A 7,745-nucleotide genomic window follows, 5' to 3' on the forward strand; every position below is an offset into this window, starting at 1 on the left:
CGTTATGGTCCTGATATCAGTGAAGAACTCATTCGTGAAGCCCTGTCTCCGTTTGACGGTCTGCTGATTGCAACCAAGGGAGGATTTACGCGACATGGCCCGAACGTCTGGAAACCTGTGGGACGACCAGAATATCTGCGTCAGACGGTGCTGATGAGCCTGAGGAAGCTGGGTCTGGAACAAATTGGGCTGTGGCAGCTTCATCGCGTGGACCCGCTTGTTCCGGAGGATGAGCAGTTTGGCGTCATTGCTGAAATGCAGAAAGAAGGGCTCATTCGCCATGTAGGTCTGAGCGAAGTCAACATTGAGCAGATTAAAACAGCGCAGCGATATTTCCCGGTAGTTTCTGTGCAAAATATGTTCAATTTGGTGACGAAAACGCACGAGAGCGTACTGGATTACTGTTCCGATAATAATATTGGCTTTATCCCATGGTTCCCGTTAGGCGCAGGTGACCTTGCAAAACCGGGTTCACTGCTTGATAAGCTTTCCAGAGAGAAAAACTGCAGTCCCAGCCAGATTGCCCTTGCGTGGGTGCTTAAGCGCAGTCCTGTTCTGCTTCCTATTCCCGGGACCGGAAAAGTAAAACATCTTGAAGAGAACGTAGCCGCAGCCAGCGTTCAACTGACGGATGAAGAATTTCAATTGCTTGATCGGCTGGGTCAGGAAGCGCCGGAAACTCAGGGCCCCGGCGCCTGATATAACAGATAATGACCTGCCAACTGTAAGCAGCGGCCGTCAGAACAGGCGGCCGTTTTTTTACCAATGTTTGCCCTTAGCGTTTATGCAAAGACAAAACGTCAGCGCAGCTTTTATTGACTCATCCGGACAACTATGCCCCATTTTGTGGGATACAAAACTCACTTCTGAGCCACCACTTTCAAACTCTGCTTTTATCCGTAACGCCCCGCTGTATGGCAGTACAGCATCGTTTACGCCGTGTCCAATAAATACAGGCAGGTCCTGGCGCAGATTTCCCAGATAAAATCCGGGTGACAGAGCCGCAATCCGTGCTATCGCGGGACTTCGCAATCCGAGACTCAGAGCATATGACGCCCCGTCAGAAAAACCCATAACGCTGATGCCTTCGTCGTTGACGCGATAGCGTGCCCGCAGCCAGTTAAGCAGGCGGTTCACCGAGGTAATATCCGGCCCCCATCCCCCCCTTAATATATCCCACGAATCCCGGTGAGCAGAGGGTGCTAAAAGAATAAAACGCCGGGAATTTACGGACTGCAGCAGGTATGCCAGAGCTCCACCGTCTGCATGGGCCGCGCCATGCAGGAATATTATTACGGGCATGGGTTCGGTTGTCTCTCTCTCGGGGATATTTACAGAACCCGTACCTTCATCTAACTTCAGTTCGTATGTCTTTGAAAGGGGAGGGGGATACCGGTCAGGGTTTTCCTGAATGTTAACTGAGAGATCATTCATATCTTTCTTCCTGACTCTTCTGTGACGAAAAAAGCCGGAAACAGACACTATTTCCGGCTTCAAAACTCTTGAGGGTAATATCAGGTGCCGCTGTCGCCTGGCATGTCTGCAGCTTAAACCTGCTTTAAAATAACGTCAGGCGAAACCAGGCTTTCGCAGAATTAACTGGTTTTTTGAACCAGTCCCATCTGCAGCAGAGCATCAATCGCGCCTTCCTGTCCGACTTCAGACTTCACTTTACCGTTTTCAATTTCAATAATAGTCGTGCCGGTGAAGCGGATCACTTTCCCTGAATTAGCCGGCAGCGGGCCACCGAACGGTGATTCCGTGAAGGCCTTACCGGTATGCGTGCCGCCGCCATCCCATGTAGCAACCACTTTATTGCCTTCTTCGATCAACTCGCCGGTTGCCCAAAAGTTCAGATTTTCAAAAGATTCACGGAAGTCACTGAGCATAGCGATAACAGCTTCAGGACCGCGGAATTCACCGTGCATTGGGTAATGGAAGAAAATGTCGTCGGCAGCCAGCTCGCGGATGACTTCAGGGTTGTAATTCGCGCCCCAGACAGAATCAAACCATTTGGCGACGAGTTCTTTATTCTTGCTCATAATGCGTTACTCCTGATAATCAGTTTAAATGTGGAATTTATTTGCCACGAAATAAAGATTACCGCCATTATCGCCATCAAAATCTCTGTTTCTTGCTATATGACTTATTATTCATTTCGAATTGATAAGTGTTTCTCATCCGATACAAAAAACGCCATAAAGAAGATTGTCCTTATATGGCGTCTTGATAATGGCAGTATTAATTTTTTGCGGACTACGTTATTTTTTCGGTTGTTTTTGTTTCCACTGCAGATATTCTTCTTTCATGCAGCTCCCGCACGGCCGGTATCCGGCAGCGATGGCGGTGCTTTCATCTGCAAAAAAAACCCGCTGCCGCACGTAATGACCCTGCGCGAGAGCACGAAGCGCGGACGGGCAGTTCATCCGTCCGTAGATTTTATTTCCGCGGTGTCCGCCCAGCAGCCCCGGCGTATCGCTTTCGTAGGGCAGCCCGTCACGTCCTGTCAATGTCCAGCGTTTCTTGTCCATTCTGTGCCATTCCTCATTAAGAATCGTCAGTGCATGATGCCGGATGGCATCCCAGTAGGGATCGTTTCCGAGATTAAACGAGCCAAGCTGGGACCTGAGGCTCTCATCGCAAACCCTCAGTCCCTGAAGATGACAGCGGATCACCATTTCCCCCAGCAGGGCGGCGATATCCGTCAGCAGGTTCTTCTCCTGCGTCAGTTCCATAATATATCCTCAGGCAGGCATGACCCGCCGGAACGTCAGGTTATAGCGCACCGGCTCACGGCAGGGCCAGGGCGGCAACGCGTCTTTGAGCGGCAATACGCCGTGATAATTAAGCCTTGCTTGATTGCCCCAGATCATAACGTCCCCCTGTGTCAGTGGGAACTGCCGACAGGGATCTCCCCGCTCAGCGCCGCCGAATACAAATGTGGCTGCTAGCCCCAGCGAAACCGACACAATGGGCTGCGTCATGTCGCGCTCATTTTTATCCTGATGCAGCGTCAGTCGCGCACCGGGTGAATAACGATTCACCAGACAGGCATCCGGGCGAAAATGTGGATAACCGGCCGATGCCGCCGCTTCTTCGGCCAGCTGGCGGAAAAGCTTCGGCATCGCTGGCCAGGGACGCCCGGTTAGCGGATCTGCAGGAGTGTAGCGATACCCGAACTCATCACTCATCCAGCCCAGGGAGCCGCAGCTGGTCATGCCCACGGACATCCGGTGTCCCCCCGGCGTTATCAGATGCCGGAAAGGCGAAAGGGAAGCCACTTTCGCGATGTCCTGAAATAGTTGCGGCGTGCTGTCCGCGGCAAAACCCCGCAGTATTACCGCCCCGGGGCAAAGCGCTTCCCGCCACTGACGGGGCACGCTGTCGTCATTCGCAAACAGGTCTTCTATCATGTTGTTACTGCGCGTCGTGAAAGATCACGCCTAAAGTATGACGCCGGCCGCTGCGGATTTTACTGACGCCGTGTCGCATATTGACCCGGTAAATCCCCCTGGTGCCCTGAACAGGACGGTGATGCACGGCGAAAATCACCGCATCCCCCTTTTTCAGGCTAACCACCTCCGGACGAGTCTGCATGCGCGGGCGCTGTTCGGTCATCACGAACTCCCCGCCGGTGAAGTCCTCTTCCGGAGCCGAAAGCAGAAAGGCCACCTGAAGGGGGAAAACCAGCTCACCGTACAGATCCTGGTGGAGACAGTTGTAATCCCCCTCGCCGTACTGCAGCAACAGCGGAGTTGGCCTGTCCTGGCCCGCGGCGTGGCACCTGTCCAGATATTCCTGATGTGTGCACGGGTAACGGACATCTATATTCATCAGCTCATTCCATTGGTTGGCAATGTCCGCCAGACCGGGATACAGATCCCTGCGCAGAGTCGTGATTATATCTGGCAGCGGATAGCTGAAATACTTGTACTCACCCTTGCCGAAGCCGTGCCTGGCCAGATGAATATGCGTCCGGAATCTGTCTGTCTGCGGATATAACCCCACCAGTTCGTCGCAGACTTCAGGCGGCAACACGCCCTTCAGACGTGCACACCCGTAGGCGGTCAGCTGTGAACTGACGTCCGTCCAGTCGATATCCTGCAGTCTTTTCCCGGTCTGCTGATACAGTGTCTCTTGTATATTCATGATGCCTTAGTCTCTTTATTTAACAGCGCACGCTTGCGTTCAACGCCCCAGCGGTATCCGGACAGCGCACCGTCATTTCTTACCACCCGGTGGCAGGGGATCGCCACTGCGAGCATGTTGGCGGCGCAGGCGCCTGCCACGGCCCGCACAGCTTTTGGCGAGCCGATCCGCCGGGCAATATCGGCGTAGCTGACAGTCGCGCCCACCGGAATTTCTCGCAACGCCTGCCAGACTCGCTGCTGAAACGCCGTCCCCCGGATGTCCAGTGGAAGATCCAGTCCGATTTCCGGCGCCTCAATGAATCCAACCACATGTGATACCAACTGCTCAAACTGCGGGTCGCCGCCCACGAGGTCAGCTTCGGGAAACTTATTCTGTAAGTCCTGCAGCAGCTGACTGGCATCATCGCCAAGCAGAATCGCGCAGATGCCTTTTTCGCTTTGCGCCACCAGAATGTCACCGAGTGAGCAAATACCGAGTGCAAAATAAATTTGCGTCCCTTTACCGCCCGCCCGCCAGGCTTTCGGTGTCATACCGAGCATCGCGGATGAGGTTTCGTAAAACCGGCTGTTTGAATTGAAACCGGCGTCGAAGATGGCATCGGTCACGCTGCCTGAACCGTTCAGGCTATCGCGCAGTCGCTGACTCCGGTGCGCGCTGGCGTACGCCTTAGGAGTTAGCCCGGTTGTCGCCTTAAAAAGCCGGTGGAAATGATAGGTACTCATCCCCACATGGGCGGCGATCTCTGCCAGCTTCGCGTCATCTTCACTCTGTTCAATAAAGCGGCACGCGTCGGCGATTTTTGCCGCATGGCTGTTTTCCATAGCCGGCTGTCCGCGGCGCAACCGCTTGCTCGGCCGGTATCCCTGCTGTTCCGCCACCTCAGGCGTGTCGAAAAACTCGACGTTTTCACGTCTGGGTAAACGGGCAGCGCTAGACGGCAGGCAATACACACCGGTGGTGCGTACGCCATAAACGAAATGGCCATCCGCGGCCTTATCACGATCGACGATGGCCTGCCAGCGCGCATCGTCCGTAGTCCATGATGAAAATGTGTTCATGTGTATAACCTGTCGTGTGGAGCCGGGAATGTTCCGGCGTTTCAGTGCTCTGACGTTTGCTGAAAGTGAGTGCGCAACGCGGCGTTGAACACGTCGGGCTGCTCTTCCGGGAAGAGCATGCGCTGCCCACTCAGTTCCAGACTATCGGTCGCTTCAGGCAGTGTTTTCACCAGCCAGCGGGCCCAATCGACGGAGAAAAACGGATCGTCCGTTCCCCATACAACCAGTGCGGGGACACGGAGCTGCTGGAGCGCCTTTTCAATACGGACCGTCTGCTGATTGTCAAACGCCAGCACGAAGCGCTTGAGATTTTCAATGGTATCTTCACTGCGGAGCAGTGGGGCGATATAAGCTTGAACGGTCTCATCTGCGACGGCTTCCGGGCGGGCATAAGCCAGACCAAAGCCGGATTCGGCGCGGTAATTTTCCGGATGGCTGACCATGCCACGCAAGGTGTCACCCAGTCCGCCGGCCTTGACCATGTCCAGGAAGCCGGAAAATGATTGCGGCGGCCAGTTATCATGCACATCGCCATTGGTCAGCGTCAGGCTACGTACCCGTGATGGATAGCGGACGGCAAATACCTGCACCACGCCCACGCCGCTGTCGCTGGCAACCAGATCTGCCCGGTCAACGTGAAGCGCGTCAAGAAAATGTGCCAGCATCTCAGCCTGAGCTTCAAAGGATACGTCCTGATTGAGCGGGGTCTCCGTGTGCCCGTGTGCCAGTAAATCCGGCGCGACGCACCGGCGAGTATCAGACAGCGCGGCCAGCTGATGACGCCAGAGGTACCCATTGACCATCAGGCCGTGCACAAAAAGCGCCACCGGACCTTCGCCCCGTTCAACGTAGCTGATGGTTCCTTCGGGTACGATGACCGTCTGGCGGAGTGCATTGAATTCGGAATACGTCATGTTTCACCTCATGCATTTAATTAAGGCCGGTTGGCCAGGACGTTATGTCTGTCAGAACGGCGCCAGTATTCGCCCAATTGCCATGAGGAACACTCCGTCTCTTGCTTTTTAATTTTTCAGGTCAGTCGTGTCAGGAGAGCATAAAAAAGTCTGGGGCACTTGAGTTATTTAGCGGTAAAGTGGGCAATTCAACCGGACTATTACCCATTATCGGCCCATGAATACTTATACGTTAAAGTGGCTTCTTTAGCTGCTTTGCTACATAAATGCCCCGCACTTTTTTACGCTCTCCATATAACACAAATTCGACATATTTCAGATTGGGCAAATTTCATTTGGCAACATAATGGCATCGTTTTAATGATATTAGGTGCTTTCGATGATCCTGGCTGTGAGATTGTTGCACTAGGAAGGAATGAGAATATTTTTTCTCTAACAAAAGGTTGATATTGAGAATAACTATCTGAGCGTGAATGAGCTGGACAATTTTGCGCATAAAGCCCGCACCTGTGAAGGCGAAAGCTGCAAACAAGTGATCAAGGATATGTTAAAATGAGTATCGGGGTTACAGGGATATGATGAACAATAAAGAAGAACACTACGCCAACATTACATGATGCTATTTTTAAGCAGTTTCTGACACATCCAGATACGGCCAGAGATTTTCTACAGTTCCATTTGCCACTAACTCTGCTGAAGGTTTGTGATCTGAATACGCTGCAACTGGTATCGGGAAGCTTCATTGAAGACGATCTGCGGCCATACTACAGTGACTTTGTATTCACTAAAAACGGGTAAGGGTGACGGTTATGTATACTGTCTGATTGAACATCAAAGCTCGCCTGATAAACACATGGCTTTTCGGATGTTGCGTTATGCCATTGCTGCCATGCAACGTCATCTTAATGCTGGTCATAAAACGTTACCGTTGGTGATACCCGTACTATTCTACCAAGGAAAGATCAGTCCGTATCCGTATCCGATGAATTGGCTTTTGGAGTTCGATGATCCGGAACTTGCCGGCGAGTTGTACAATAAAGATTTTCCACTGGTTGATATTACCGTTATTCCGGACGACGAAATAATGAAACATCGTCGTATGGCTGTGCTCGAAATGTTGCAGAAACACATTCGCCAGCGTGATCTGACTGAGCTGCTTGACCAGCTGGTAACATTGTTGTTGGAAGGATATACCACTCAGGAACAGTTGATATCTGTGATAAACTATATGCTGCAGGCGGGAGAATCTCACGATCCGGCTGCTTTGCTAAACACTCTGGCATCACGTGTGCCACAGCATGAGGAAGCTCTGATGACTATTGCTGAAAAACTCCGCCTCGAGGGCGAACAACGCGGGATTCGGAAAGGGATGCAGTTAGGTGAACAGAAAGGACTTGAAGAAGGCGTGCGGCTGGGTGAACAGAAAGGGCGTGAAGAAGGTGTGCGGCTGGGTAAACTCGACGTTGCCCACAGCCTTTTGAAAATGGGGATGCCTCGCGAGGCTGTTCTCGAAGCGACTGGCTTATCTGAAGACGAGTTGGCGCAGATCCGTCATTGATTCTGACACCAGAAAGAATCCCATTAAGGGCGTCGTCAGCCGCAGCAACTAACGCCCTTTTTA

General features: G+C 52.6%; 9 protein-coding genes and 1 pseudogene. 3 read left to right on the forward strand and 7 right to left on the reverse strand.

The features are described from left to right. On the forward strand, nucleotides 1–699 hold a 699-nt coding region (locus ABR397_RS21490), incomplete at its 5' end, for an aldo/keto reductase (RefSeq protein WP_350307494.1). 60 nt (nucleotides 700–759) lie between these two features. Here the strand turns inward: ABR397_RS21490 and ABR397_RS21495 are convergent. The 7 genes from ABR397_RS21495 to ABR397_RS21525 form a co-directional block, all read right to left on the reverse strand. Beyond that, nucleotides 760–1,434, reverse strand: a complete 675-nt coding sequence (locus ABR397_RS21495; protein WP_350307495.1) for an alpha/beta hydrolase — start codon at nucleotides 1,432–1,434, stop codon at nucleotides 760–762. A 161-nt stretch (nucleotides 1,435–1,595) separates the two neighbouring features. Continuing rightward, nucleotides 1,596–2,042: an ester cyclase gene (locus ABR397_RS21500; RefSeq protein WP_350307496.1), complete on the reverse strand. Its 447-nt coding sequence runs from the start codon at nucleotides 2,040–2,042 to the stop codon at nucleotides 1,596–1,598. A 219-nt stretch (nucleotides 2,043–2,261) separates the two neighbouring features. Then, a complete protein-coding gene (locus tag ABR397_RS21505) occupies nucleotides 2,262–2,735 on the reverse strand; it encodes an Ada metal-binding domain-containing protein (RefSeq protein WP_350307497.1) in 474 nt (157 codons plus the stop codon). Nucleotides 2,736–2,744: 9 nt separating this feature from the next. Then, nucleotides 2,745–3,413, reverse strand: coding sequence for a DNA oxidative demethylase AlkB (alkB, locus tag ABR397_RS21510; protein WP_350307498.1), 669 nt, complete (start codon nucleotides 3,411–3,413; stop codon nucleotides 2,745–2,747). Between the two features lie 4 nt (nucleotides 3,414–3,417). After that, a complete protein-coding gene (locus ABR397_RS21515) occupies nucleotides 3,418–4,149 on the reverse strand; it encodes a 2OG-Fe(II) oxygenase (RefSeq protein ID WP_350307499.1) in 732 nt (243 codons plus the stop codon). Further along, entirely contained in the window at nucleotides 4,146–5,210 is a 1,065-nt protein-coding gene (ada, locus tag ABR397_RS21520; RefSeq protein WP_350307500.1) for a bifunctional DNA-binding transcriptional regulator/O6-methylguanine-DNA methyltransferase Ada, read from the reverse strand. The genes ABR397_RS21515 and ada overlap by 4 nt, the downstream gene beginning before the upstream one ends. Before the next feature lie 41 nt (nucleotides 5,211–5,251). Next, nucleotides 5,252–6,124, reverse strand: coding sequence for an alpha/beta fold hydrolase (locus ABR397_RS21525; RefSeq protein WP_350307501.1), 873 nt, complete (start codon nucleotides 6,122–6,124; stop codon nucleotides 5,252–5,254). Nucleotides 6,125–6,283: 159 nt separating this feature from the next. Between ABR397_RS21525 and ABR397_RS21530 the strand changes: the two genes are divergently transcribed. Together ABR397_RS21530 and ABR397_RS21535 are read left to right on the forward strand one after the other, a co-directional pair. After that, entirely contained in the window at nucleotides 6,284–6,571 is a 288-nt protein-coding gene (locus ABR397_RS21530) for a hypothetical protein (protein WP_350307502.1), read from the forward strand. Between the two features lie 138 nt (nucleotides 6,572–6,709). Next, nucleotides 6,710–7,682: pseudogene (locus tag ABR397_RS21535) on the forward strand (Rpn family recombination-promoting nuclease/putative transposase). Nucleotides 7,683–7,745: the final 63 nt, after the last annotated feature.

It is taken from the genome of Photorhabdus viridis (assembly GCF_040256935.1).
Classification (GTDB): domain Bacteria; phylum Pseudomonadota; class Gammaproteobacteria; order Enterobacterales; family Enterobacteriaceae; genus Photorhabdus; species Photorhabdus viridis.

Coding starts and splice junctions, on each gene's coding strand:
- ABR397_RS21495 (WP_350307495.1), bottom strand. CDS start 1,434: ATGAATGATCTCTCAGTTAACATTCAGGAAAACCCTGACCGGTATCCC.
- ABR397_RS21500 (WP_350307496.1), bottom strand. CDS start 2,042: ATGAGCAAGAATAAAGAACTCGTCGCCAAATGGTTTGATTCTGTCTGG.
- ABR397_RS21505 (WP_350307497.1), bottom strand. CDS start 2,735: ATGGAACTGACGCAGGAGAAGAACCTGCTGACGGATATCGCCGCCCTG.
- alkB (WP_350307498.1), bottom strand. CDS start 3,413: ATGATAGAAGACCTGTTTGCGAATGACGACAGCGTGCCCCGTCAGTGG.
- ABR397_RS21515 (WP_350307499.1), bottom strand. CDS start 4,149: ATGAATATACAAGAGACACTGTATCAGCAGACCGGGAAAAGACTGCAG.
- ada (WP_350307500.1), bottom strand. CDS start 5,210: ATGAACACATTTTCATCATGGACTACGGACGATGCGCGCTGGCAGGCC.
- ABR397_RS21525 (WP_350307501.1), bottom strand. CDS start 6,124: ATGACGTATTCCGAATTCAATGCACTCCGCCAGACGGTCATCGTACCC.